The sequence below is a fragment of the Segatella salivae F0493 genome (assembly GCF_000477535.1).
GTDB lineage: Bacteria > Bacteroidota > Bacteroidia > Bacteroidales > Bacteroidaceae > Prevotella > Prevotella salivae.
Genome location: NZ_AWGW01000027.1, coordinates 55,736 through 81,401, shown reverse-complemented (window position 1 = coordinate 81,401; position 25,666 = coordinate 55,736). Strand labels below are relative to the sequence as shown.

19 protein-coding genes are annotated in these 25,666 nt (G+C 43.6%); 7 read left to right on the top strand and 12 right to left on the bottom strand.

What is annotated here, in order from left to right; translation table 11 throughout:
* Window positions 1-171: 171 nt before the first annotated feature.
* The 6 genes from HMPREF9145_RS09750 (at window position 172) to HMPREF9145_RS13130 (ending at window position 8,709) form a co-directional block, all read left to right on the top strand.
* A complete protein-coding gene (locus HMPREF9145_RS09750) occupies window positions 172-3,288 on the top strand; it encodes a SusC/RagA family TonB-linked outer membrane protein (RefSeq protein WP_196809769.1) in 3,117 nt (1,038 codons plus the stop codon).
* 13 nt (window positions 3,289-3,301) lie between these two features.
* A complete protein-coding gene (locus tag HMPREF9145_RS09745; protein WP_021826194.1) occupies window positions 3,302-4,942 on the top strand; it encodes a RagB/SusD family nutrient uptake outer membrane protein in 1,641 nt (546 codons plus the stop codon).
* Between the two features lie 67 nt (window positions 4,943-5,009).
* The gene (locus HMPREF9145_RS09740) at window positions 5,010-6,176 is read left to right on the top strand and encodes a SusF/SusE family outer membrane protein (RefSeq protein WP_021826179.1); all 1,167 of its coding nucleotides are present in this window, start codon (window positions 5,010-5,012) and stop codon (window positions 6,174-6,176) included.
* Window positions 6,177-6,202: 26 nt separating this feature from the next.
* The gene (locus HMPREF9145_RS09735; RefSeq protein WP_021826200.1) at window positions 6,203-7,600 is read left to right on the top strand and encodes an Outer membrane protein SusF domain-containing protein; all 1,398 of its coding nucleotides are present in this window, start codon (window positions 6,203-6,205) and stop codon (window positions 7,598-7,600) included.
* A gap of 468 nt (window positions 7,601-8,068) precedes the next feature.
* Window positions 8,069-8,257, top strand: a complete 189-nt coding sequence (locus HMPREF9145_RS13135) for a hypothetical protein (RefSeq protein ID WP_155945303.1) — start codon at window positions 8,069-8,071, stop codon at window positions 8,255-8,257.
* Window positions 8,258-8,502: 245 nt separating this feature from the next.
* Window positions 8,503-8,709, top strand: a complete 207-nt coding sequence (locus HMPREF9145_RS13130; protein ID WP_231369788.1) for a lipopolysaccharide modification acyltransferase — start codon at window positions 8,503-8,505, stop codon at window positions 8,707-8,709.
* A gap of 257 nt (window positions 8,710-8,966) precedes the next feature.
* On the opposite strand, the gene pflA is transcribed toward HMPREF9145_RS13130, so the two are convergent.
* The 5 genes from pflA to HMPREF9145_RS09710 form a co-directional block, all read right to left on the bottom strand.
* Window positions 8,967-9,749: a pyruvate formate-lyase-activating protein gene (gene pflA / locus HMPREF9145_RS09730; protein ID WP_036907328.1), complete on the bottom strand. Its 783-nt coding sequence runs from the start codon at window positions 9,747-9,749 to the stop codon at window positions 8,967-8,969.
* Between the two features lie 105 nt (window positions 9,750-9,854).
* Entirely contained in the window at window positions 9,855-12,101 is a 2,247-nt protein-coding gene (pflB, locus tag HMPREF9145_RS09725; RefSeq protein WP_021826144.1) for a formate C-acetyltransferase, read from the bottom strand.
* A 98-nt stretch (window positions 12,102-12,199) separates the two neighbouring features.
* Window positions 12,200-12,523, bottom strand: a complete 324-nt coding sequence (locus HMPREF9145_RS09720; RefSeq protein WP_007135381.1) for a cupin domain-containing protein — start codon at window positions 12,521-12,523, stop codon at window positions 12,200-12,202.
* A gap of 210 nt (window positions 12,524-12,733) precedes the next feature.
* Window positions 12,734-14,302 (bottom strand): RluA family pseudouridine synthase, encoded by a 1,569-nt coding sequence (locus tag HMPREF9145_RS09715; RefSeq protein WP_021826167.1) that lies wholly within the window; start codon window positions 14,300-14,302, stop codon window positions 12,734-12,736.
* Entirely contained in the window at window positions 14,299-14,970 is a 672-nt protein-coding gene (locus tag HMPREF9145_RS09710; RefSeq protein ID WP_021826136.1) for a Crp/Fnr family transcriptional regulator, read from the bottom strand. Before HMPREF9145_RS09710 ends, HMPREF9145_RS09715 begins: the two co-directional genes overlap by 4 nt.
* Window positions 14,971-15,080: 110 nt before the next feature.
* Between HMPREF9145_RS09710 and HMPREF9145_RS09705 the strand changes: the two genes are divergently transcribed.
* A complete protein-coding gene (locus HMPREF9145_RS09705; protein ID WP_021826143.1) occupies window positions 15,081-16,082 on the top strand; it encodes a metallophosphoesterase family protein in 1,002 nt (333 codons plus the stop codon).
* Window positions 16,083-16,417: 335 nt separating this feature from the next.
* Here HMPREF9145_RS09705 and HMPREF9145_RS14010 read toward each other — a convergent pair whose 3' ends face one another.
* From HMPREF9145_RS14010 to HMPREF9145_RS09670, 7 genes are all read right to left on the bottom strand, one after another.
* The gene (locus HMPREF9145_RS14010) at window positions 16,418-16,603 is read right to left on the bottom strand and encodes a hypothetical protein (protein ID WP_155945302.1); all 186 of its coding nucleotides are present in this window, start codon (window positions 16,601-16,603) and stop codon (window positions 16,418-16,420) included.
* 27 nt (window positions 16,604-16,630) lie between these two features.
* Window positions 16,631-16,867: a tetrahydrofolate synthase gene (locus tag HMPREF9145_RS14005; RefSeq protein WP_155945301.1), complete on the bottom strand. Its 237-nt coding sequence runs from the start codon at window positions 16,865-16,867 to the stop codon at window positions 16,631-16,633.
* Between the two features lie 817 nt (window positions 16,868-17,684).
* Window positions 17,685-18,884, bottom strand: a complete 1,200-nt coding sequence (locus HMPREF9145_RS09690; protein ID WP_021826150.1) for a glycosyl hydrolase 53 family protein — start codon at window positions 18,882-18,884, stop codon at window positions 17,685-17,687.
* Between the two features lie 52 nt (window positions 18,885-18,936).
* A complete protein-coding gene (locus HMPREF9145_RS09685) occupies window positions 18,937-20,118 on the bottom strand; it encodes a Rid family hydrolase (protein WP_021826168.1) in 1,182 nt (393 codons plus the stop codon).
* A 110-nt stretch (window positions 20,119-20,228) separates the two neighbouring features.
* Window positions 20,229-22,505: a cytochrome c biogenesis protein CcsA gene (locus HMPREF9145_RS14270; RefSeq protein ID WP_036907303.1), complete on the bottom strand. Its 2,277-nt coding sequence runs from the start codon at window positions 22,503-22,505 to the stop codon at window positions 20,229-20,231.
* Window positions 22,498-23,604, bottom strand: coding sequence for an imelysin family protein (locus HMPREF9145_RS09675; protein ID WP_021826145.1), 1,107 nt, complete (start codon window positions 23,602-23,604; stop codon window positions 22,498-22,500). Before HMPREF9145_RS09675 ends, HMPREF9145_RS14270 begins: the two co-directional genes overlap by 8 nt.
* 235 nt (window positions 23,605-23,839) lie before the next feature.
* Window positions 23,840-25,597 (bottom strand): di-heme oxidoredictase family protein, encoded by a 1,758-nt coding sequence (locus HMPREF9145_RS09670; protein ID WP_021826162.1) that lies wholly within the window; start codon window positions 25,595-25,597, stop codon window positions 23,840-23,842.
* Window positions 25,598-25,666: the final 69 nt, after the last annotated feature.

The following is a 25,666-nucleotide window of genomic DNA, read 5'->3' as shown; positions in this document are numbered from 1 at the left end:
GTTAAAAAAGCCGAAAATTAAATAAACAAATTTACTTTTGCAATATAAACCTTGGTGCGAAATGCCATGGCATGGAAACGACAACTAAACAAATAAGTAGTTAGAACGAGTTGCCTAAACGATAAAATCAATATATAATATACTAACGTTAACTTAAATTCAAAGTAAATGATGAAGCAGGTGAAATTCAAATTGCCGCTTAGAAGTTGGGCCATAGCAGGTGGTCTATTCCTCTCTGCAACAGCTTTTGCGCAATCAGGTTCCGTGAGAGGCCAAGTCAAAGACGCTTCTGGAGAGCCTATTATCGGTGCTACAATCATGGCAAATGGTAAGGCCTTGGGGGTAACCGACCTTGATGGAAACTATGTTGTGAATGTACCTCAGGGCACAGAGATTACGATTACCTATGTCGGTATGACCCCAAAGAAGGTAAAAGCCATGGATAATCTGTCGACAACACTTGAAGATGACAACAAAACTCTTAATGAAGTAGTCGTTATTGGCTATGGTGCTGTGAAAAAATCAGACCTTACTGGTTCTGTAACTCAAATTCAACCTGATAGTAAGAATAAAGGTCTTGTAGTCAATGCACAGGATATGATGCAAGGCAAGATAGCCGGTGTGAACGTCACAACTGGTGGTGGTACGCCGGGAAGTGGAGCCAGTATACGAATCCGTGGAGGCTCTTCTTTGAATGCATCTAATAATCCTTTGATTGTGATTGATGGCGTTCCAATGGACAATAACGGTGTACAGGGATTGTCAAACCCACTTTCTATGGTCAATCCTCAAGACATAGAGAGCTTCAATGTGCTGAAAGATGCGTCGGCAACTGCTATCTATGGTTCGCGAGGCTCTAATGGTGTCATCATCATTACTACCAAACGAGGACATGCCAACCAACCTATTAAGGTATCTTATGCAGGCAATGTGACAATGAGTATGAAGAGAAAGACACTCAATGTCATGAATGGCGATGAATACCGCGACTTCGTTAAGAAGATCTATGCAGGCAATCAGCGTGAAACTTTGGCGCTTTCTTTATTGGGAACCGCAAATACTGACTGGCAAAAAGAAATCTATCGTACAGCTTGGGGCCATGATCATAACGTCACAGTATCAGGTTCTCAAAGTTTAGGAAGCCCCAAAGAATATCTCCCTTGGCGTGTTTCTGCAGGATATACAAGCCAAGAAGGTATTGTGAAAACTTCTAAGTTTGAACGTTTTACAACAGCTTTGAACTTGAATCCACACTTACTTAACGATCATCTGACACTCAATTTGAATGCCAAAGGGATGATTGCGAAGAATCGTTATGCAGATGGTGACGCTACAAGTGCAGCCACAAGAATGGACCCAACACAGCCTGTTTATGACACAACTTCAGCTGACAAAGACAACTTCGGAGGTTATTTTGCATGGCGTGGTCCCGGTGCTTCACTCAATGATCCGAATTATCCTTTCAACAGAAACAGCCTTGCTCCCAACAACCCTGTTGCTGATTTGATGCTTAAAAACGACCGAGCTACGAGCCGAGACTTTATCGGTAATGCTGATGTTGACTATCAGGTACACGGCTTCGAAGACCTCCGCTTGCATGCAACTGCCGGTGCTGACATCGCAGAAGGTAAGCAAACTACAGACGTTGACCGTACATCTCCGTTGGCTTTCTACTTTGGTTCTACCGGTTTCAAGAAGTCGTTGAAGCGCAATCTGTTGCTCAATGCCTATGCACAGTACTATCATGACTTCAAAGATAAATATCAGAACCACTTTGATATCATGGCAGGTTATGAGTGGCAACACTTCTGGAGAAAGGAAACAAGCCGCTACCTATCTTATTATCCAAAAACAAACAGCATGCATCCTGGCGAGATTAACACCGACTCTGGACAGGATTATGATGGTGATGGCAAAAAAGAAGACTACAAATATATGACCGAGAACTACCTCGTTTCATTCTTTGGACGTGCTAATTGGAATTGGATGCAACGCTATTATCTTACAGCTACGGTCCGCGCTGATGGCGCTTCACGCTTCAAAAAGCATTGGGCTACCTTCCCATCTTTTGCTTTTGCATGGCGTATAAAGGATGAAAACAAGTTCAAAGAGATTAAGTGGCTCTCGGACTTAAAGCTGAGATTAGGCTGGGGAATGACTGGACAGCAGGAAGGAATTGGTGACTATACATACTTCGATATCTATCAAATTAATACGGGAACCAATAATTATTATCCCATCATTGGTGATGGAACAATGGTACGTCCCGATGCTGTTAACAAGAACTTAACTTGGGAAACTACGACCACTTACAATGTAGGACTTGACTGGGGTATATTAGATCAGCGCCTAACGGGTAGCATTGACTGGTACTTCCGCAAGACAACCGACCTATTAAATACGGTATATGTTCCCGCAGGTTCAAACTTCCGAAATCAAGTTTCATCAAATATTGGTAGCTTAACCAATACTGGTGTTGAAGCAACTTTAAACTGGACAATCCTCAATCAGCAGAATTCTAAAGACTGGTTCTGGAAAGTTGACTATAACTTTACTTACAACAAGAACAAGATTACGAAGCTAACTGGTGGTAGTGCAGACTACTATGTATCACCGAGTGGAATGGGAATATCAGCAGGTACAGGTCTAAACGTAGGCGCACATAAAGTTGGTTATCCAGCAAACTCATTCCTTGTATATCAACAAGTGTATGATCAGAACGGCAAACCTATTGAAGGTGCTGTAGTAGATCGTAATGCAGATGGGCAAATAACAGATGCAGATCGCTATATTTATAAGCAAGCTGCGCCCCCTGTTACCATGGGTTTATCATCTCGTTTGGAATATAAGAACTGGGACTTTGGCTTTAGTTTCCGTGCAAACATCGGCAACTATGTTTATAATGACAAATATGCTGGTCGTGCAAACATGAGTACTTCCGAGATTGTTGCACCTTCAAACTACCTCTCTAACCGTCCAGTTGCACTCTTAGCTGACAATTGGCAGACCTATGATGAACGTGCTTTCTTGAGTGATCGCTGGGTTCAGAATGCTTCATTCCTAAAGCTTGACAACGTAACATTAGGCTATAGCTTCAGTAAACTATTTAATACGAGCATCTCAGGACGCATATATGGCACCGCTTCTAACCTATTAACGATTACCAAATATGACGGCATTGACCCTGAAGTTACAAACTTTGTTGACAGCAAATGGGTCATGGGAATTGACAACAATATGTATCCACGTCCAATGTCATTCATCCTTGGTGTCAATCTAAACTTCTAACTTTAAGAATTGTATGAAAAAATATTTCAAAACTATACTTCCGGCAGCAACTCTTTTGCTGTCAATGGGATTAAGTTCATGTATAGGTGACCTCGACGTTACACCCATAGATCCAAACAAGAACACTAATCCTAAATCAGATCAGCTATTTACTAAGTGCTACGCTGACCTCGCATTAGCTGGTCAAAGCGGTCCCGATGGAGACTGTGATATCGATGGTTTAGACGGCGGTACGACTGGTTTCGTGCGCCAACTATTCAATACCAACGAGCTACCTACAGACGAAGCAATCTGTAACTGGGGTGATCCTGGCATTGCAGAGTTTAATTATATCAGCTTCGACTCTAACCATCCAATGGCTAAAGGCTTTTATTATCGCCTGTACTTTGGTGTTACTATCTGCAATCAATACCTTGCAACATTTGCTGATGTAGATGAAACAAAGACTGCAGAAGTGCGTTTCCTGCGTGCATTGAACTATTATCATCTGATGGATCTCTATGGAAACGTTCCATTTACAGAGCAAGTTTCTGCCAAAGCAGCACCTCAATATACACGCAAACAGATGTATGATTTCCTTGAAAAAGAGTTGCTTGAGATTGAGCCTAAGCTCTCTGCAGCCACTCCAAAGAAATCAACCGACGCTGGTTATGGCCGTGTTGACAAAGCTGCTGCATGGATGTTACTTTCTCGTTTGTATCTCAATGCTCAGGTTTATACAGGAACTCCGCAGTGGCAAAAGGCTGCTGAATACGCTAAAAAGGTAATGGATTCCAACTATAAGCTTTATACTGGCGCAACAAAGAATGGCTGGACAGCTTATCAACAGCTTTTCATGGGCGACAATGGAGAGAACGGTGCTTCTGTCGAAGCAATCTTTCCTGTACTTCAAGACGGTAAGAAGACCGCATCATTTGGTACGGCTTTGTTCCTCATGGCCAGCACATTCGATGCCGGAGTCACTGTAAATCCCAACGGAGTAGCTGGAAACAACACGTCAGAGAACTGGGCTGGTAACCGCGCTCGCAAGAGTTTAATTGATAAATTCTTCCCAAATAACAACGCACCTTACGTACATGCCAACCAAATGACTGCTGCTGCAGGTGATGACCGCGCACTCTTCGATGCCTTACAAGCCGATGGAAACAAGCGCAACATAGACCAAGCAAACGCTGATCAGATAGGCGTCTTCTCAAATGGCTTTGCAGTTGCCAAGTTCACTAACTTCCATTCAGACGGTTCTGCCGGTCATGATGCCAAGTATCCGGATACCGATTTCTTCCTGATGCGTGTTGCAGAGGCCTATCTCACCTATGCAGAAGCAACGGCACGCCTAAACGGTAATCAGACGACAACAGAGGGAACAGCTGCTGTTAACGCCCTCCGCAAACGTGCACATGCCCAAGAACGTACTACCGGTAGCTACACTTTAGACGACATTCTCGATGAATGGAGCCGTGAATTCTACTTTGAAGGACGTCGTCGTAGCGACCTTATTCGCTTCGGACGCTTTGGTGGTAACACCAATTATACATGGCCTTGGAAGGGTGGCGTGCATGAAGGTACGCAAGTTTCTGCTACAAAGAACATCTACGCTATACCGACAAGTGACGCCATTGTCAATCCAAACATCAAACAGAATCCTGGTTATTAATTCAGCATTTTAGGAAAGGAGACCCGCTCTCCCTTCCTATTCGAACAATTTATAAAATTGAATCACAATGAAAAATATATTGAAGTCTACTTTGTTACTCATGTGTGGAGCCTTCATTTTGGCCTCATGTGCAGACGACAACGACTCTAATCCTGTGCTGCAAAAGCCTACTTCGTTCGTCCTGAACACTCCCGCTTTGGCAACAAATGGTACATACGACCTTGCAAACTCTACGTCAGTAGAACTTACTTGCACGCAACCTAACTACGGGTTTCCTATCACAACGAAATACACTATCGAGGTAGCGACCAAGAAAGATATGTCAAACGCTACGAAGATGAGCACGAGTTTCAAAACTGCAAAGATTGATGTTGATGCGGCAGAAATGGCTGCTGCGCTGACCGAACAGGCTCTTAAGGACGGTAAAACAGAAGCCGATTTCCCCATAGACATCCCTGTTTACATCCGTGCTAAGGCTACTCCAATCACTGCAATGGGTTCTGAAATCGACAGTTTGAACCATAGTTATGCGATTGTGTCAAATGTTATCACGCTCAAACACGTTCATCTCGCTTTCTCATTACCTCCAGTAAATCTTCCCGAACATATCTATATTACGGGTAATTTCAATAACTGGTCTTGGGATAATCCATTGGATATGGTTATGGTTAATGGCTCTACCCACGTTTATTGGCATCTTGTTTACATTGATGATAGCGGTATCAAGTTCAACACCACAAAGAAATGGGATGGCAATGAGAAAGGCTTTGCCGGCATAACTGTAAATGCTTCCAGCGAATTGGGTAGCGAAATAAAGAGCCACGATGGTAATATTGCTTCGTCAAATCCTGGTTGGTATCTCATGATTGTAGATGCAAAGGTAGAAGGACGCGATATTAAGTATGACGTCACTTTCAACAAACCACAGGTTTATTTGATAGGAACTGCGACATCAGGTGACTGGACTGAGAATCAAGCTGACCAGCTATTTACAGTCCCAACAACAAAAGAAGGTCAGTTCGTTTCACCTGCTTTCGCTAAGAATACGACTGGAGATGGCGGCCTACGTGCCTATGTTAAGCTCCCCGGAACCGACTGGTGGAAGACCGAATTCATGGTATTTGACAAGAAGATCAAGTATCGTGGCACTGGTGGTGACCAAGAACGTATCAATGCTACGGCTGGACAGAAGCTCTATTTGAACTTCGGTAATGAAACGGGAGAAATCAAATAATCACCTAACAGATAAACAATAACACAATGAAAAAGTTTTCATTATATATCACAATCGCACTTGCAAGCCTCTTCTTTGGGTCTTGCAGTGACGATTATACAGACTGGGCAAACCCTCAATCGTATCCACAGGAAGACGCAATCAACCTGCCTGGCTTCAAGGCTACAGCCACAAATGCCATCGATTTGAATCAACCTGGGACACAGGTAAAGGCATTTGCACTCAACGAAGCAGCCCTTCCCGAAGGCTATAAGCTTGAGAATGCTCGCGTAGAGCTAACTGCCGATGGAGTAACTGATGCAAAAACAACGAGTGTTAAGGCCTCTGTTGCAGGCTTAGTTGACAGCACTTCTATCCAAAAAATAGTTGCCGATGCTTTCGGACTACGCCCTACTCCACGCACACTTAATGCGCATGTATTTGTCAATGCCGTTAAAAACGGACAGGCAGCTTATATTGATGCAGGCACAACCAAAGTTGTTGTAACTCCTAAAGCGCCAAAGATTGACACCGAATATTACTTGACTGGTAATATCAATAACTGGGAAAACGATAACGATTCCTATCCCGTTAAGAACAGCGGTGCCGATGTTTACACTGATCCTGTATTCAGTATTACACTCACAGAAGCACAAGTTGCAGCCTTAGATAAGGTGGAATTTAAGCTCACTCCAAAGTCAAAAATAGGCACAAACGACTGGTCTGAGTGTATCGCTGCGGCCAAAGAAGAGGGCAAACTCTCTGCAAACAACGCAGGTGGCAACTTGAGTTTCGACATTGTTCCTGGTGCAAAGGTCTATAAACTCACTTTCAACTTGCTTGATCAGACATGGAGTTGCACCCCACTTAGCTTCGATGACTATCTCTATATGGCTGGAAACGCAAATGGTTGGAAGCATATTGACTACCTCTATGGCAAGGAACATGACGGCAAATACACTGGTTTCATGTATCTGGATCAGCAAGGTTTCAAGTTCTGTACACAGCCTTCATGGAATGGTGACAACTATGGCGCAGGCCTTTCTACAACAGGTGGCGACATCACCATAAGCGAACCAGAAGGCTACTACAAAGTAGATGTCGACCTTGCCAATGCTACTATGCACCTCACTCCAATCACTCGAATTGGTGTTATCGGTAGCGCTACAGCCGGAGGTTGGAATAGTGACCAGCCAATGACTTACAATAAGACCGACCGTGCATGGGAGATTAACAACATAGTACTATCAAATGGTAGCATAAAATTCCGTGCAAACAACGGCTGGGACATTAATTGGGGCGGCACCGTTAATAAGTTAACTACAGACAACGGAGCTGACATCGCCGTCACAGCAGGTACATACAACATCAAGTTCTATGCCTGGGCTGATGGTAAAGGCAAGTGCGAAATCACACCTGTTGCCCCTGCTAAGCGTCGTAAATAAAAGAAAGAATTACCTGTTTTACAGGATTTTCATGAATTAAAGAACGAAGATGGCCCTTGGATGTGATATCCGAGGGCCTCTTTTTTATTCTCCCTTCATGCCTAATCACATGCGAATAAAAAACCTATTACCCTCCTCTTGTCGTAAATTTTCATTCATAGCGGATGATAACATAAATCGTTTGACCAAAACCCACACTGCATTTTCAATTCCATATAGACATAAATCGTTCCTCCTTTTATATTGAAAAGCCTTTCCATTCAAATAAGATCGATCCATGCAAACTATCTTCTTGTGACACAACCACTTACAAACAGGCTATCAAAACCATGCAAACAACCTCACAATTGCAGTCAAATTACCGCACGCTTTGCATCACTTTATCGCGTGTTTTGACGCAAATCATTTTATCATTACTCATGGGTTAAATAATAATGTAAATAGAAACGCAATACCATAGCACACAATTTGTTTACAAACAAAACTTGCAATAGTACATATCACCGTAGGTATTATGTCAATGTTACAATGGGTGCATTTGTCATTTCGAATGTCACAACGACGCAACTCGGTACGAGTTGTTCTTTTGATAGCCCGGGGTTGGCGAGGAACGAGCCTACCCCGGGTGAGTATTCGCAAGGAGATCCAACGCCATAGGTGTTGAGCTTTTTCTGTGAAGGCACGCTTACAATGAAATATTTCATGACGGATTAATTTTAAAAAGCGCAACACCTACGGCGTTGTTCCCCGCAAACCATACTCCAACCCAGGGTAGCCTGCACTATCGTTTGGCAACCCTGGGCTATCAAAAGCGCAACACCGATGGTGTTGAATCATTTATTCTATAATACAATTAATGCCAACATACGAATAAATAAGTAACAAAATGTGCCAATTTTTTTATGGATATATCCACCATGATGAATGCTCTCATCGCGCAACGCTGTAAGCGTTGTACCTTTGATAACCCAGGGTTGGCGAGCGATAGCGAAGTCTACCCTGGGTCTTTTGCCGTTAGAGGCAACAACGCTGTAGGCGTTGTACCTTTTATTCCTCGGTATTTTATCACGACATTCCACGCAGAAAACGTACAACACCTACGGCGTTGACCTCAACACTACACGCATAACCCAGGGTAGGCTAATGCCAACCCTGGGCTATCAAAGGTACAACGCTTACAGCGTTGATATCTCATTGCAACGTTATTAATGATAATGTATGTTGGGTTACCTTTTATATCATGTTATTTATAGTCTGTAATTGGCGAGGAATAGATCTCCCCTGGGTAATCATCCGCAAGGAGAATCAACACCTTATGCATTGAGATTGTTAGGAGAACACATCGTTTTCGTCTCCTCATGTGTTTCTATTTTAGGGCCGACTCCATAATCTTATTTGCGTTATCAATGCGCTCTTGTGTCGGAGGTTCAACGCCTTTGAGGGGATAATCAAGGTGAAGTTCGTCGTATTTATACGTACCTAAGGTGTGATAAGGCAAGATATCAATGCGCTCAATGTTATGAAGCGTGTTGAGAAAAGCGGCAAGTTCGTGCAGATATTCATCGTTGTCAGTGATTCCCGGAATAAGAACGTGACGTATCCAAACAGGCTTTTGAATCTCAGAAAGATAGCGGGCACAATCAAGGATGTTACGGTTTGTGAACTTTGTTAGCTTGCGGTGTTCCTCATCTCGAATGTGTTTGATGTCTAATAGCACCGTATCGGTGACCTTCATCAGGCGTTCAAACTTCGTGAACCATAAGCCATTGCGTGTAAATGGCTGGGCCGATGTGTCAAGACAAGTATTGATTTGTCGTGCGTGGGCTTTCTCAAAAAGCTCTATTAAGAAGTCTATTTGCAGCAAAGCCTCGCCTCCGCTGATCGTAATTCCACCCTTTTCGCCCCAATAAGTGCGATAACGTTCGGCCTGATCCAATAGTTCATCGGCCGTCATGGGCTTTACTTTGTTTTGTTTCCACGTATCAGGATTGTGACAAAACAGGCAGCGCATGGGGCAGCCTTGTAGGAAAATGATATATCGAATGCCTGGACCATCGACAGAACCAAAGGTCTCTATGGAGTGAACATAACCCACATGACCTTGTGAAGAGCGTGTTGACGAGCTTTGAAGTGCATTATCCTTGTTCATGATTTCAAAATGTTTATGTCCTAATTTGAAAGGACGCCCTCCGTCGCTCCCTTTGAACAGAAAGGACAGAGGGCGCATATAGTAACCCTATTGAAAAGTTTTGGTCTATAGTCTGCCGTGAGCCTGGCGTGCAATCACATCGAGTTGTTGCTCTCTTGTGAGGTCAATGAACTTCACAGCATAGCCACTTACGCGGATGGTAAAGTTCTGATATTCTTCCTTTTCGGGGTGTTCCATCGCGTCTTTCAACTTATCTACGCCGAAGACATTAACGTTTAGATGGTGTGCTCCCTGGTCAAAATATCCGTCCATCACGCCAACTAACGTGCGAGAACGCTCCTCATCATCGTGTCCTAAGGCATCGGGTGAGATGGTTTGTGTATTAGATATACCATCAAGAGCATACTCATAAGGAAGCTTAGCCACAGAGTTCAGCGAAGCTAACAAGCCATTTTGCTCTGCGCCATAAGACGGATTAGCTCCTGGTGCCAATGGAGTTTCGGCACGACGACCATCGGGCATGTTACCAGTATACTTGCCATATACGACATTAGAAGTAATGGTTAGGATGCTGGTTGTAGGCTCAGAGTTGCGATAAGTGTGGTATTTCTTAATCTTGTTCATAAAGGTTTTCAACAGCCATACAGCGATTTCGTCAGCTCGTTCGTCATCATTTCCATAACGAGGGAAGTCACCTTCTGTCTTATAGTCCTTGGCAAAACCCGACTCATCGCGTATAATATGCACCTTAGCATACTTGATTGCACTGATAGAATCAACCACATGACTAAAGCCTGCGATACCCGTTGCGAAGGTACGGCGTACATCTGTGTCGATAAGTGCCATCTCTGCAGCCTCATAGAAGTACTTATCGTGCATGTAATGGATAAGATTTAACGTCTTAACATAAATGCAAGCAAGCCAATCTAACATATCATCGAAGCGGGGAAGGAACTCATCATACGAGATGATGTCACTTGTAATGGGTCGGTAAGCAGGCCCAACTTGTTCGCGTGTTCGACCGTCTACGCCTCCATTTATGGCATAAAGCAGCGCCTTAGCAAGGTTGGCACGCGCACCGAAGAACTGCATTTCCTTACCTGTTTGCGTAGCACTTACACAGCAACATATCGAGTAATCGTCTCCCCAAATGGGTCGCATCACATCGTCATTCTCATATTGTATCGAACTGGTTTTAACCGAAATCTTCGCTGCATAAAGGCGGAAGGCCTTAGGAAGTCGGCTACTATACAACACCGTAAGGTTCGGTTCAGGTGATGGTCCCATGTTTTCGAGGGTGTGAAGGAAGCGGAAGTCATTCTTTGTTACCATCGAACGGCCGTCTATTCCCATACCAGCCATTTCGAGAGTAGCCCAAACTGGGTCTCCAGAGAACAGCTGATTATAAGACGGAATGCGTGCAAACTTGACCATTCTAAACTTCATCACGAGATGATCGATAAGTTCTTGTGCCTCCTCTTCAGTCAGTTTACCCTCTCGAATGTCTCGTTCTATGTATATATCAAGGAAGGTTGAGATGCGACCAACGGACATTGCCGCGCCGTTTTGAGTCTTAACAGCACCAAGATAACCGAAATAGAGCCATTGAACGGCTTGAATTGCGTCGTTAGCAGGCTGAGAAATGTCGAAGCCATATATGGAAGCCATCTCCTTTAAGCCTTGTAATGCACGGATTTGCATGGCTACTTCCTCGCGAAGACGAATCACTTCATCAATCATTTCACGATCACCCATGTTCTGAAGGTCGCGCTTTTTCTCTGCAATCAAATAGTCGATACCATACAAAGCAACACGACGATAGTCGCCAACAATGCGTCCTCGTCCGTATGTATCAGGCAAACCAGTAAGTATATGGTTATGACGCACGTGCTTCATCTCATCAGTATACGCGTCAAAGACACCGTCATTGTGGGTCTTTACGTATTGAGAGAAGATGTGATGTAGCTTTTCTGACGGCTGATATCCATAGGTAGTACAAGCTTGTTCGGCCATTTTTATCCCCCCATAAGGCATGAAAGCACGCTTCAATGGCTTATCCGTTTGCAAACCAACTACGCGTTCTAAGTCCTTCGTTTCAGGGTCAATGTAACCTGGTCCGTAAGCCGTGAGCCCAGAAACTACTTCAGTTTCCATGTCAAGAACTCCGCCTTTAGCCCGTTCTTCCTTTTGAAGTGCGCGTAGTTTCTGCCACAATGTCTCAGTAGCATGGGTCGGTCCTGCTAAGAAAGTCTCATCCCCTTCATAGCTGGTATAGTTATTCTGAATGAAATCTCGTATGTTAACTTCAGATAACCACTTGTTTCCTTTGAAACCTCTCCATTCTTTTCTCATCTTAAAATCCTTTTAGTTTATATCTTGAAAACTTTATATTACGGCGTCTGTCAATGCAGAAAGCAAGACAAAACGCCGTTCCTCCCTTCATCATTCGTTTATCCGCGAATCATGGTTATCATCATCTTAAAGCGCTCTTCAGCTTTAACCGAGTGATGAGCACCACTTGGAATGATGAATGTTTCACCCGCTTTGATGTTGAAAACCTGTCCTTCTACGTTCAGTTGCATTACTCCTTCTATGACTTGTATAAGCGCATCGAAGGGTGCAGTGTGTTCCGATAGTCCCTGACCAGCATCAAAACTAAACAAGGTTACAGTGCCGGCGTTACTATGAATGAACTCCTTACTGACCACACCACCATTAGTATAATCGATAACTTCTGCTGCTTTAAATACTTTTCCTTTTTCAATTGTAGCCATAATAAATTTACTTTAATAGATAAATACTTTGTTTTCATAACCTCGTTGAGGTCATTTCATCTTCTCATATATGTCTTCAGCAATTATAATGCCGATGATTTCACAGTAACAAATGTGACGATATTCCCACATTTTAATGTCAGTTCATGACTTCTGTTGTTTCAAATTACATCGTTATATGCTGCCCAACACGCCATCATGCCATGGATATCAGAATGGAGCCTGACGCTCAAAGTGCAATCTTTTGCCTGTTTTTGGATGGTCAAATGCCAGTTCTTCTGCATGAAGAAAAAGCCTTTGCGCCCCAGTTCCATAGAGTTCATCACCTCGAATGGGATTGTTGAGCCCCTCAGCATGTGCACAATGCATGCGAAGTTGATGCGTTCTGCCTGTTCGCGGATATAACTTCACACGACAATCATCCATAAATTGATAGTCAGTTACAGCCTCTTTGCCATGCACTTTATCGACAATTTGCCGTGGGCGGTCAGTCAAATCGGGACGCAACGGCAAACGAATCTGCCCATGCTTTGCCCCTTTGTGTGGCACAGATAACAAGGCAACATATTGCTTTTCCACGTGATGTTGCTTGAACTGTTGTTGCAAATTGATATACGATTCAACATTAAGTGCCACAACAAGTAGCCCACTTGTGGCCATGTCGAGACGGTGAACAATCAGTGGACCCGTTGCTTCGGGATGACGATGCAACACAAGCGAGCGCACACTTTCACGCTGATTTTTCCCTGGAACGCTTAACATCCCCGCGGGTTTACACACAACTGCGATGTCATTATCCTCGTAAATCCATTCCAAAGTCTGATGCGTCTCCTGCTCTAATGGGTTGGTTTCGACTTCAATTCCATGCAACATCCACCGCAATATCGGTTTACATTTGCCGTTACATGCCGGATAATATTGCAAATGATGACGTATTTCTTCCCGTGGACTGGCTCCCCACCAGAACATAGCCATACTGATTGGCTGCATCTGATGACGGAAAGCATATTGCAAAAGCTTTGGTTCACAACATTCACCACTACCTGCAGGTGGCACCATTGGATAGAAAATATCGAGTAAGTTCTTTTGATTTCCTTTGTCATCAAACATCAGAAAATGACTGAAAAGCCATCGTTGCAGTGCATCACTCCGTTGATGTCGTTCCGTCTTTAGGGCGTTGATATCGGCTTCTATGGCTTCAACCATAGCGCTCTTTTCTGTAATTTGTTGAGCAAACTGCTTTTTCTTTCGATGCAATTCGGCTTTTAGGAACTGCGAACGCCTTATCATTTCGGGTGTCAACACCTGTGGTCTGCCCTCTTTTTCGCGTTTAATCTCCACCTTAAAAGCCTCAATCTCCCTTTCTGCCTCATCCACTTCGTCGTGCCATTGCTGCCTTGCCACTTCCAATTCACGACTATTTTCAAGGGCATTAATACGCTCGTTGAGTGCTGAAATCATAGCTTCGTGCTGCTTGAAATAGCCATTTGGCTGCAAATAGTCAAACACTGCTGGCACAAATCCGGGCCAATCGCTTCGACCATTAATCTGTCCGCTGTAGCCCGAAAGATAGCCAATGTCGCGCCCTTTCTTTACAATCAGCACACCAAACATCTTTCCTTGGTCTATTTCGGCTTTGAATTCAGGTGCCGATGCAGCTATTTCGCGCTGCACTTCGCTTGCTGCTGCACGACAAAGCGCATCTGGTTTATAGTAGAACGGATTGTTCATGCGTTCCGGAAGCACACGCGTTGAGGCATCAAGTGGATGGAATATCATTTCAAACGGCTTCGATCTATTATCTCAATTGTCTTTCCATCTACGCGAATAACACCCTCTTTCTCAAATTCACTGAGTACTCTTAGGAGCGAAAACTTCTGTATTCCAAACGAGTCGGCTATCTCTTGACGACTTCGAGTAAGGCGAATGGTGTTGGAATTTTGCTCTCCTGCTCGCTCAAGTAGCAGGTAAGCAACCTTCTCTCTGACTGTAAACAGACTCAAAACCTTCATCTTATGCGTCAAGAACACATCGATATTCGACAACGAACGAATATAGTTCATGCAAATATCTGCGTCATCATCAATAAGCTTTTTCAGTGTTTGGGGAGTCATTCTCAGTAGTGTCACCTCGGAATCTGTCTCTACACTCACGGGCATACTATTGTTTTTAGCAAAGATAAAGGCTGGTGCAATGAGGTTACCCGGCCGAAGTCGTGTCACCTCCACTTGCTTTCCACTGAGTGAAACCATACGGCAGATGAGACTTCCGCTAAGTACTATGTCGGCAAACCTACAGGGCATACCAGCCAAAGTGTACACATCGCGCGGTGCAAAGTTTATGATTTGGTAGCCGATATTGCCCAATGCGAGGTCTATACTGAGTGTACTCATGCCCGCAAAGAGTGGACATTTCTGCAAGACTTGCATCATTTGGTCGTTTGTCATGCTTTGGATTGCGATTTGTTATAATAGTGCAAATTTAGTAATAAAAAGCCTATTAATGATTCACTACACAGAAAAAAGCTATAACTTTACCGAGAAATAAGTATTGGTTTATGATGAAAAGAACAATTATTGGTTGGTTATTCGTGTGTTTTGCTATAGCAGTGAGCGCACAAAACCTAAAGTTTAAGGATGGAAAATTCAAGATAATACAGTTTACCGACTTACATTATAAGTTAGGAAATCCTGCATCTCGTCAGGCAACCGATTGCCTTTATGAGATTGTAAAGGCTGAACATCCCGACTTAATCGTCCTTACTGGCGATGTAATCTATTCCAAACCGGGAGACATGTGCCTACAACAAATCCTCAATATCATGTCTGATTTAAAGGTTCCTTTCTGTTATCTGTTGGGCAATCATGACCCAGAACAGGGCACGCCTGTAAGCCAATTGTATGATCAAGCGCAACAAAACACCTACTGTGTGCAGCCAAAACGCAATGGAAACGCACTTGACTTCGCGTTGCCAATCAAGTCGTCTGACGGCGCAAAGACAGCCGCTGTGATTTATGGAATGGATACACATGAGTACTGTAAGATGCCTGGTGTGGGTGGATATCAATGGCTTACGTGGAATCAAATCGGTCGTTATCGCAACTGGGCAGCCTCATTCAAGCGTGAGAATGGAGGCAAACCAGTACCTGCTTTGATGTTTATGCACTATCCATTACCCGAATATAACGATGCCGTTGCCAACACTCAAGTGACTCTTATCGGTACAAGAATGGAACGGGCTTACGCACCTAATCTCAATAGTGGTATGTTTTCAGCCCTCAGATCAATGGGCGATGTGATGGGAGTCTTTTGTGGTCATGACCATGATAACGACTATTCACTGATGTATTACCATGTACTCTTGGCGCATGGCCGCTTTTCTGGTGGTAACACGGAGTACAATCATCTTCGTAATGGTGCACGCATCATCGTGCTTTATGAAGGTCAACGCAAGTTCGATACCTACATTCGTGAGCGTGGAGGGCAAGTTCTCTACCCTACAACCTACCCAAATAGCTATGAGAAAGACGACTGGAAGAAACGTGATGGCACGCGATAGATGACATCAAAAGCTGTGGTTTTCCGTGCGGTTTATAAAAGAATATAACATATATGTGGCTTGTTTATGACACGTTACGATTGATATTCCAATGAAACACGCCACAAATAATAAATCAATGTGATTTTTCCAATACTGTAAGTGTTGCGCTTTCTAAGCGTAATCCGCCATAAATCCAGGTGCAAAATAACGTAATTCATATTGCGAAATATATGTTTCAACACCATCGGTGTTGCGTTTTCGATAGCCCAGGGTTGCCAAACGATAGTGCAGGCTACCTTGGGTTAATGTATGTTGTGTGGGGAACAACGCCGTAGGTGTTGCGCTTTTTTTGATTAATCTGCCATAAAAGGGTTCATTGTAAGGGTGACTTCACAGAAAAAGCTCAACACCGATGGCGTTGAATCTCCTTGCGAATGTTTACCCGGGGTAGGCTCGTTCCTCGCCAACCCCGGGCTATCAAAAGAACAACTCGTACCGAGTTGCGAGATGAGAACATTCGTAGTGATAGATGTGTTCATTGGAATATTGGTATAATACCTACGGCGTTACATCGTTGCAATATTCGCAATGACAAATTCGTTCATTGGAATATTGATATAACACCTACAGCGTTGCACCATGAGGGCATTTATATTGCAAAATTCATTCATTAGAATACCGACATAACACCTACGGCGTTGCATCGTTACCACATTCGCTATGCCAAATACATTCATGGGAATATTGGCATAAATTCCACGGCGTTGCATCGTTACCACATTCGCAATGGCAAATATATTCATTGGAATACCAGCATAATACCTACGGCATTACATGGCCGCAACATTCACTATAACAAATACATTCATTGCCAAACCATAACAACACAAATGGCATTGACAACTAATGGAATGTATATCGTTTGAGGGCTAATTGGGAATAACAAACCTGTTGATATAAAACAGGAAAATAATATGACGCAAACGACTGGGTGATTTGACGCATTTCAGGCGATGAAATGACGGAGATTACACGATAAAATGAGGCATATCGCGGCGTGAACTAATCACTATCACGCCATGGAATTACACAAAATAGATGATGAAGGATTTGATTCTGTACTGCCGGCATAGTGGATTATCATTGCACTTCGCCAAAAATCCTTTCATTTTCGCCCTGCACTTACCTAAACATTTCAAGGCTTAAAACGCTCTAAGAAAGGCTTTTGATGAATAAAAGTAACGCGTGTCATTGTGCAACAGAATTCATAATAAAGCAACAAACATGAGGTTTTATGCGTAAATTTACCTACATTTGCACTACAATTAACAAAGAAGTGCAATCTAAATCGTAACTAAAAAATGACTCGTTCTATTATTACAGCCATTGTTTTTGCCTTGGCCCTCATCACAACGCTTTACAGTCTGTTCATTGAAGACAAAAAAATTGAAAACGAAAAAAAGCGGAAAAAGAAGATAATAAAAGATGCAATATTAGCTATAGTATGGGCTATTTTGCTGATATTGCGCATCATTTACATCATGCATGAGCGTTAAACATATCACAAGATTCGTTTCCTCACACAAGGTTTTGTATGGAGGAAACGAATCATGTGTATTGTTATTCTGCGAATTTCTTTAGTTCATACAAGGCAGGTGTAGCCTCTCCACTCTCACTATCGAATAGAGGTGCATTGTACCAATTGCTCATTTGCGTATTAAATGCATTAAATTCAGGCCACCACCAGAATAAACCTGTCACATGTTTATGGCTCTTTAGCATGGTGACGAGGTCTGAAGTGAAACGTTGTTGGCCTTGAAGTGAGTAAGGATATTGGTTAGAATAGTCGAACGTTGAACCTCCAACAGCCCACTTATAAGGATAACCCGTTTCAACAAGCATAATGTTTTTGTTCGCAAAAGCCTGCTCTAAGCGCGATATAGCAGCGTCGAGTTCGTTCATTGAACCATGGAAATAAGGATAATAACTCAAGCCAATGACGTCGTAATCTATCTTGGCTAACTGCATCTGTTGATAGAAATTCATCAATGCTTGATAATTAGCGTTGTCGTGTTGTTGGGAAGTTGACACGCGCTCGGTATGCAAAATGATTTTTGCTTTGGGGCAAACCTCTCTGCAAGCAGTGGTTGCTGCCCGCAAGAGTTGCGTGAAACGAGTCCAATTTTCCTGTGGAGATGTGGGGTAACACACCTTTGCTGATGCCTTGTTTACTCCCCAAAGCATTCCATAACTGATTTCATTTCCCGTCTGAATCAACTCTGGTGAAACGCCGTTTTCATTCATTTTCTTCAACACCTCCGCTGTATAGGTCTTGACCTTTGCAGCTAATTGTGCATCATTTAGACTTGCCCAAGCCTTTGGAGTCCATTGTTTTCCGGGGTCAGCCCACGTGTCAGAGTAATGAAAATCGAGTAGAATCTTGAAGCCAGCAGCCTTGATTTGTTTCGCCAAAGGCAAGATATAAGCGAGATCTTGGCATGCGTTTGCATCGCGATCATCACCTTGATAGTCGGCAGGATTTACGAAAAGACGAAGTCGCATGGTGTTCCAGCCAGCCTTCTTAAATAGTGCAAGCGGACTCGTTGGTGTGCCCTTGTCTTTATAAATGGCATGCGCTTGTTCATATTTCGATAGCAGTGAGATGTCACCCCCTACGTATTTCACCCCTTCTTCGATAGGCGTTGTGTTGGGTTTCGGTGTTGGTTTCTTCTCTGGTGCAATTTCATTACTGCCACAAGCAGTAGTAATGGTTAGCAATGTAAATGCTAAAAGGATAGTAGTTCGTATCAGTTTTTTCATTATTTTGTTTGTTTTTTTCGGATGCAAAGATACAAAAAAACTGATAAAAGCCTTAGAAATTCGGAAATCTTTCATCGTGATTAGCCTTCACTGCCATACATTCCATCTCAATAAGCCAGCCTGGTCGGCACACGGGAGCATGGAGAAGGACATAAGGAGTATGGGGGAATTGCTCGTGAAACATCGTAGAAACCACTGCATAATCAGCTGGGTCACGCAGATAAACGAGGGCAAAGGTGATATCATCAAAGTGCATTTCAGCCTCGTTGAGTATGGCATCAACATTCTCCCACATGCGTTTTACCTGACGTTTGATATCATGCGGGTAGACCACCTGCCCCTTATTGTCTATACTTGCAGTGCCCGACACGAAGACATGTCGGCGATCTCCGTAGTCGATTTGCGTCGCTCTTTCGAAGCTTACGCCATATTCGCTCGTGCGATTCATGTGATCAAGTGCGTAGAGAAAAGTCATTTGGTTGGGCAAAAGACCTTTAATGGCGTAGGCATCCATACATACTGACACCTTCGAATCAGCCACTCTACCTCCTATTCCAGTACTCGATATGTAGTGTGTATTGGCAGTTAGGTCTTGAGTTACAAACACTTCATTGCGTGCTTTCACGACACCTTCATAGTTGTTATCAATGTCGTTGACGAAAAACCAGGTGCGAACACAGTTGTCTTTCAACGTACATTCGTTCTCAATCAGACGCATCACATAGTCTTCAAGCAATCGAGTTGTTTGATATTTTGAGTTGGATGAAGATATGGTTTCACCTGCAAGCCAAAGATGTTCGTATGCCCCGTGCGACACACGAAACATCCCTTGAGCGCAGTTTTGTTTCTTTATCCCTTTTAAAACATATACCCATAGCGCCACTTTTGTACCATCTAATGGTGGCTGTTGAATCACAGAGAGCGCACAATCACATTCATCGGTGGCATAAACCTCGTCCTCTTGATTGGCAGCATCACTGAGAAAGTAACGTTTCATGACGGCCTCAGCGCCGGGCATCAACTTATCTCTCAGTTCATTATAACGCGAAATGACTTCTTGAAGCTGTGCTGTGAAGGCAGCATTTGGGTCGGATGCGTGGATGATAAAAGAGGCTTCATCATTTATTTTGGTGCGAAAGGCCTCGCTTGGGCCCTCAGAAATGAGCGTCGGCAGGCTTGAATTGCGTGGAGAAGTGAGGTTAGAACACTCCTCTTGAGTATTTTTCTGTATCATAAGCTATTATTAATTATTCTCTATTTGGTTTGTATTCTCATTATCACGCAAGTGCTTTCACCCTTAATTTTGCCTCATCTCTTCGTAAGAAAAAGGCGAAAAGGCCTCATTTAAGCATAGCTGTGCATGCCTCCCAACACATAGTTTACGCCGAAATATGTTATGACTATCGTCAAGAAAGCTATCGTTGTATAGATATGATAGTATTTAGGCGTGCGCAAAGCAGGTACACTTTGCAAGTGAAGAAGCACCGCATAAACCATAAAAGTGATAAGCGCCCACGTCTCTTTTGGGTCCCATGACCAGTAGTTTCCCCAGCTAATGTTGGCCCAAATGGCGCCAATGAAGATGCCAAGTCCCAGCGTTGTCATGGCAGGATAAAGGAAAATGCGACTCAAAATCATTAAAGCCGTAGACTGTTCCAGTCCTGTTTGGGGACAACCACGCATGCGTTGTAACGCCGAAAGAATCAAAGCAGTGAGTCCGCAGATAAAGGTTAGGGCCAAAAGTGCGTAACTCATCATGATGATACTCACGTGAATACTCAGTAATGGGCTATTCAACACGGGCATAATATGGCCGATTGCGGGGTCCATTTGACCGATATGGCTCACCAAAAGAAAGAAACCACTGAGTAAAAAGCCAAAGGTGATGATGAGAAGTCGCAGAGAACGCATTGCAAAAGCCATCACTATAGTGATTAACATGCTAAACCACGCAACGGAAAGCATAGACTCATAGCCATTGCTTAAAGGGATATTGTCGCTTATTATCCATCGTAAGGCCAGCGCAAATGTTAGCACTGAGAATGAGATGACGAGCAAAAGGATGAGCAATCCGTGAAGTATTGACGGACGAAGCCCAAGAAGTTGCGTCTTGAAGGAAGTCAATCGGCGAATCACTAAGCCCATAGTGAAGAAGCCAAGACATAGGTTTAAGATGAAAAGTAGAGTGGAAAAAGGAATGTTATTGTAGCATTTCTCTGCCTTAAACTGCATGTCAGTAGGGAGCGATTCGCCTGCATTGTGCTGCTGATAGCTTCGCAGTTGTTCAATGAGTTGAATGGCATTGGCCTCATCATTCGCAGCAACGGCTTGATAGAGTGCAGGGAAGTAGCTCTTGATTAACAGGATATCATTCTTTGGAAGCTGCTTAGGATACTGCTCAAATGGCGAGAACCATTGCGTCTTTCCATGTCGAAACGTGTGCGGAAATAGGGCAAGTGGTGTTCCCTTTTGCAGTGACATGATGACTTGAAGCTTATTATCCATGTCATAACAAGCCTTGTGTAGTGCGTCCTGTTGACCTTGTTGATAGTCATAAGCATATTGACCCAGGACGTATTCTCCATTTTGAAAGAATGCCTTTACATTCGTATATTCGGGTAATCCGAATGTTTCGCGCATCTCTTTACTCTTGATTTGCACGATAGGTTCACGATTCCATGCATCGCCAAAGAATATCCAACTCATCAAGATTTGAGTGGCATCAGCACCTTTATAGCTTCGTTTGCCATAGATTTTCTTCACAAAATCAAGGGCGAAAGTCTGCAAAGGACAGATTCTTTCGTTATAGTTGATATAGAGATCTCCGAACTTTTCGGCTACGGGTTGAGCCACTACAGGGGCTGAAATAGATTCTTCGGCAGCATGAATGGCTGTTGAAAATCCAAAGATTAGCAACAAAGTGGCTAATGATTTCTTAAGCACCGGACTGCGAAGCAACTGCCTAAATGTTCCTTTTGCATCGACAAGAAGCCATAAAAGCGAAAAGAACAGCAGACCATAGCCCGTATATGTGACAGGAAGTCCATAGGGATCACTATTCACACTGAGGTAACTTCCGCGGTTATCTGTGTCATAACTCGCTTGGTAGAAACGTGTACCATGGTAGTAAAATACCTTATTCATCGACACGGTTGCACGTGTAATTGTCTCGCCATCTGTTATGACAAAGTGAGTCATATAATCCGAAGCAGCTTGTGTTCCGTCGTGATATTGTATGTCGAAATGGTCCAAACGAACCGAAAAAGGCAGTCGATGTGTGCGCGATTCTGACATGGAAACCATCTCTGTATAGACGTTAGTTGGCTGGTCACCCCTTAGGTGTATCATCCCCTTAAAGCCCGTTGTATGCGTTAAAAAGGCTCCAACAAGGATGACTATCATCGACAAATGAAGTAACAAAAGATTCCATTTCTGAAGATGAGATTTGGCAATATAAACCACACCTACAGCCACAAGAAGAGCCCAAAGCAGGCTAAACCACCACGCACCATATATATATTGCGAGACAAAGGGCGTCGAATTAAGATGCTCAATAATGGTGGCCGCTGCCATCACTACAATCAAAACTACATAGAAAACGAATGTTATTCTCTTAATCATTATGTTGTTGTATAAAGTCGTTTGCTTGTTCAAGCTGTTTACTTAGATTGTCTAAAGCTGCTATAGCCTGTTTAATGGTCGGGTCATTATAGTGCTTTACAAATGGTTCGGGCACTGCATTGATGGCTTGAAGCGTTTTATCGAACGCCTCTCTCACGGCTTTTGAGATTGCCGGATTACGCACATTAAACCATGCATCGAAGGCATTGTTGTCATTACCAAACCATAAACTACGAATGCTTTGCAAGTTATCGCGAAGGTCTTCCAATGAAGTGTGACTATAAGGTGACTCAATATAGTCGGCATCTTGATGTTCGAACGGGTCGCCAAACTTAGTCCTTGCCATCTCATCCGATAGCCCCATCATGCCTTTATCGCCTGTAAGTATAACCTGAGCTGCCCGTTGTGGCGTGTAAACGGCAAGGAAATAGTCGCGATAATCGGCTCCTTTTGGCGCACGATAGGATAGGTTTGCAGCATCAAGAATGGCTGTAAACTCGGTGCCAGCACTGGCATTCCATCCGCAATAAAGCTGGTAACAACGCAGTCGAAGATTGGCAGATAAGGTCTTGGCATACTTGAGTTCACGAGCCGTTATGTCTGCAACAGGGCGTGGTTTTCCGTCTCTAAAGATAACATATTCAATGCCATGCCAGCCCACAATGCCTGAAGCCCAACGCTCACTATCGTCAAGTGGGTCACTGCTTTGCATGAGTTGTTGGAACCGAACGCGGTCTAACGGCCACGAGTTAATGTCAGCATCCACCGTGAAGTGGGCGTTAGCACCAAAAAAGAAGGCTTCGCTCTTCTCATAATCTCCACGAGCTTTGAGAAATAGTTGGCACACTTTCTCCAACTGCTCTTGCGTCATTGTCGACGTTTCAAGTGCAGATAGAGCCTCATAAAAGGTTGAAGTATTCGTTGCCAACACTTTATATTGCGCGCGAATGACACCATCTATATCGTTCGTTATTACCTGTTCGAGGGATAGTTTGTTGCTTTGCTGACCATCATCTCCACCCTTTTCGCTACACGAAGAGAGGATAATGGAAAGAAATAACAATGCAAATGTAAGAGGTTTGAAATGTAGTTGAATCATGAAGAAAAACAGATTAATGTATAATACCTATGAGATAAGAATCTAAAATGTGTCACTTTGCAACGCGAAATGGTGCATATTACAGGATAAAATGACGCATTTAGCACTGCAAAATGGCACATTTCAAAATCTTGTTTATAACGAGTTGACAGCTAATGAATTATGTATTGCATCACCATTAGCTCTACTCCACTCGCTCTCCCCACCCTTGGGGAGGAGTCGAGTGTGGGTAATATTAAATTGCATTGATGAAAGCTACGACAGCATCTCTATCGGCTTTCTTCAATTTATAGAACTTTTCAGCGGCAAAGTAGGCATCACTCTGCTTGCTATATGCATGCCACATGATAGCCTCTATTACGTTATGAGCGCGACAATCGTGTAATCTTGAGCCCTCACCTGTCTCTTGTGTCGACAAGCCGCGACCCCAAAGAGGTGTTGTTCTGCACCATCCTGTGCGGATATTATTAACCATGAAGAGGCGATGTTGCACCAAATCGGTGTATGGCCAGATAGTAGTGCCGCTATAATCTGGCAGACCATGGCCTATAGAAGCATATCTACGGCTGATAGGATCTACCCAACTGTTATCCTTTTTGATAGTCCATGAAGGACGATGGCAGGCAGTACAGCCCATTTGATAGAATAGTTCTTTTCCTCGTTGCACCTCTTTTGAGTCGAGGTTACGGGCCTGTGGCACACCAAGTCCCTTATGCCATACCGAAAAAGCATAGTAATCTTCGTCTTGCATCTCGTCCTGTCTGTTCCAAGGTGCCATATCTACGAAGTATTGTTTATACTTTTGTTTGTTTGCTTCGGTAGGAGTGTTGAGACTTAACAAGTCATTTACCAACTTCTTTATACCTGCTTTGGTGCCATCTCCATAGTAAGGATGAAGCAAAGATGACGGATTTTGGCCCTGCTCTTGTATCTCTTTGATAACACTTTCGTCTTCACTCATGGCCTTAGCCCATGCTGGTGTGGTGTAGAGATAGCGGCGATCACTGCGTGTAACGTTGGTGATGTTCCAGATAGCATTGGCACCTGGGCCGTCAAGTAGAGCCGCACGAGTCATCGCATAGGTAAACTTCTTGATGCGTTTTGTGCCATCTGCCAGCTTATACCATGCTGAAGCGGCCCAATCTTGGGCTGCAGTGTCCCACATACCCGGGTTGAGTTTCACGTGAGGATTGGCTGCTTCACGTGCATACTGCACCTTCATTGAATCTTGATCAATGGCATCAAGCAAGCCCGTTCCATACATACCAATCGTAGATTCAAGGCGTACCTCATAGTTGGTAGGCTTAGGATTGGTGTTGAAAGCACTCTGTTCGATGGTTACTTCGGGATAAGATAACTCATATTTCTCGCCATCAGGGAATTGAGTTGCAGACAAACCAGAAGGCATAGTGCCTGAAAGTTTCTTCCATTCTATGTGGATGCCGCGTTCGTCAACAGGTGCCTTGAAAGGATACATTGCCTTGGTTTGCGGCATACCTGTTACCTGACGGATGTATGAGTTGGCTGCATATTTCACGCCGTCAGGGTCGGTTCCTGCCGTTGGATGATAGATGACGAGCAGGTATCCATTGCCCATTTGGTCGGCATTATACTTGTTTTGGCGCTTGCCATGACCGTAAGAAGGGTGACAATACTCACAACCCGAACGCACATAAGCAGGACCTAAGCCCGCATAAGGACGTGTAAAGTAGGTGTAATTGTGCTCAAAGAAGGTTTCACCGCGCTTGAAAGTCTGGTATAATCCAGCTTCTTCTATCTCGGGAGATGGGTTACTATAGCAGCCCTCTTCATTCGAAGTAGTTCCCTTTTCGCCTCCAGGATACCACTCAGCCGAAGTAAAGTTGCCAATATTTTTACCGACATGATCATTTGGGTTGTAAGGCTTAGTACTATCATCTTCGCTACAAGCCGTTACCGCTAAAGCGATTGTGCCAAGCAGAAAAAGCCTTCCGAAATTCATTTTCATTATCATAAATATTTTTGTTTTACACATATTACGTTATAAAGCGATAAACACGGGCATGAAGAAAAGGCTCCTTCA

Coding starts and splice junctions, on each gene's coding strand:
- HMPREF9145_RS09750 (WP_196809769.1), top strand. CDS start 172: ATGAAGCAGGTGAAATTCAAATTGCCGCTTAGAAGTTGGGCCATAGCA.
- HMPREF9145_RS09745 (WP_021826194.1), top strand. CDS start 3,302: ATGAAAAAATATTTCAAAACTATACTTCCGGCAGCAACTCTTTTGCTG.
- HMPREF9145_RS09740 (WP_021826179.1), top strand. CDS start 5,010: ATGAAAAATATATTGAAGTCTACTTTGTTACTCATGTGTGGAGCCTTC.
- HMPREF9145_RS09735 (WP_021826200.1), top strand. CDS start 6,203: ATGAAAAAGTTTTCATTATATATCACAATCGCACTTGCAAGCCTCTTC.
- HMPREF9145_RS13130 (WP_231369788.1), top strand. CDS start 8,503: ATGGATATATCCACCATGATGAATGCTCTCATCGCGCAACGCTGTAAG.
- pflA (WP_036907328.1), bottom strand. CDS start 9,749: ATGAACAAGGATAATGCACTTCAAAGCTCGTCAACACGCTCTTCACAA.
- pflB (WP_021826144.1), bottom strand. CDS start 12,101: ATGAGAAAAGAATGGAGAGGTTTCAAAGGAAACAAGTGGTTATCTGAA.
- HMPREF9145_RS09720 (WP_007135381.1), bottom strand. CDS start 12,523: ATGGCTACAATTGAAAAAGGAAAAGTATTTAAAGCAGCAGAAGTTATC.
- HMPREF9145_RS09715 (WP_021826167.1), bottom strand. CDS start 14,302: ATGATATTCCATCCACTTGATGCCTCAACGCGTGTGCTTCCGGAACGC.
- HMPREF9145_RS09710 (WP_021826136.1), bottom strand. CDS start 14,970: ATGACAAACGACCAAATGATGCAAGTCTTGCAGAAATGTCCACTCTTT.
- HMPREF9145_RS09705 (WP_021826143.1), top strand. CDS start 15,081: ATGATGAAAAGAACAATTATTGGTTGGTTATTCGTGTGTTTTGCTATA.
- HMPREF9145_RS14010 (WP_155945302.1), bottom strand. CDS start 16,603: ATGAACACATCTATCACTACGAATGTTCTCATCTCGCAACTCGGTACG.
- HMPREF9145_RS14005 (WP_155945301.1), bottom strand. CDS start 16,867: ATGAATATATTTGCCATTGCGAATGTGGTAACGATGCAACGCCGTGGA.
- HMPREF9145_RS09690 (WP_021826150.1), bottom strand. CDS start 18,884: ATGAAAAAACTGATACGAACTACTATCCTTTTAGCATTTACATTGCTA.
- HMPREF9145_RS09685 (WP_021826168.1), bottom strand. CDS start 20,118: ATGATACAGAAAAATACTCAAGAGGAGTGTTCTAACCTCACTTCTCCA.
- HMPREF9145_RS14270 (WP_036907303.1), bottom strand. CDS start 22,505: ATGATTAAGAGAATAACATTCGTTTTCTATGTAGTTTTGATTGTAGTG.
- HMPREF9145_RS09675 (WP_021826145.1), bottom strand. CDS start 23,604: ATGATTCAACTACATTTCAAACCTCTTACATTTGCATTGTTATTTCTT.
- HMPREF9145_RS09670 (WP_021826162.1), bottom strand. CDS start 25,597: ATGATAATGAAAATGAATTTCGGAAGGCTTTTTCTGCTTGGCACAATC.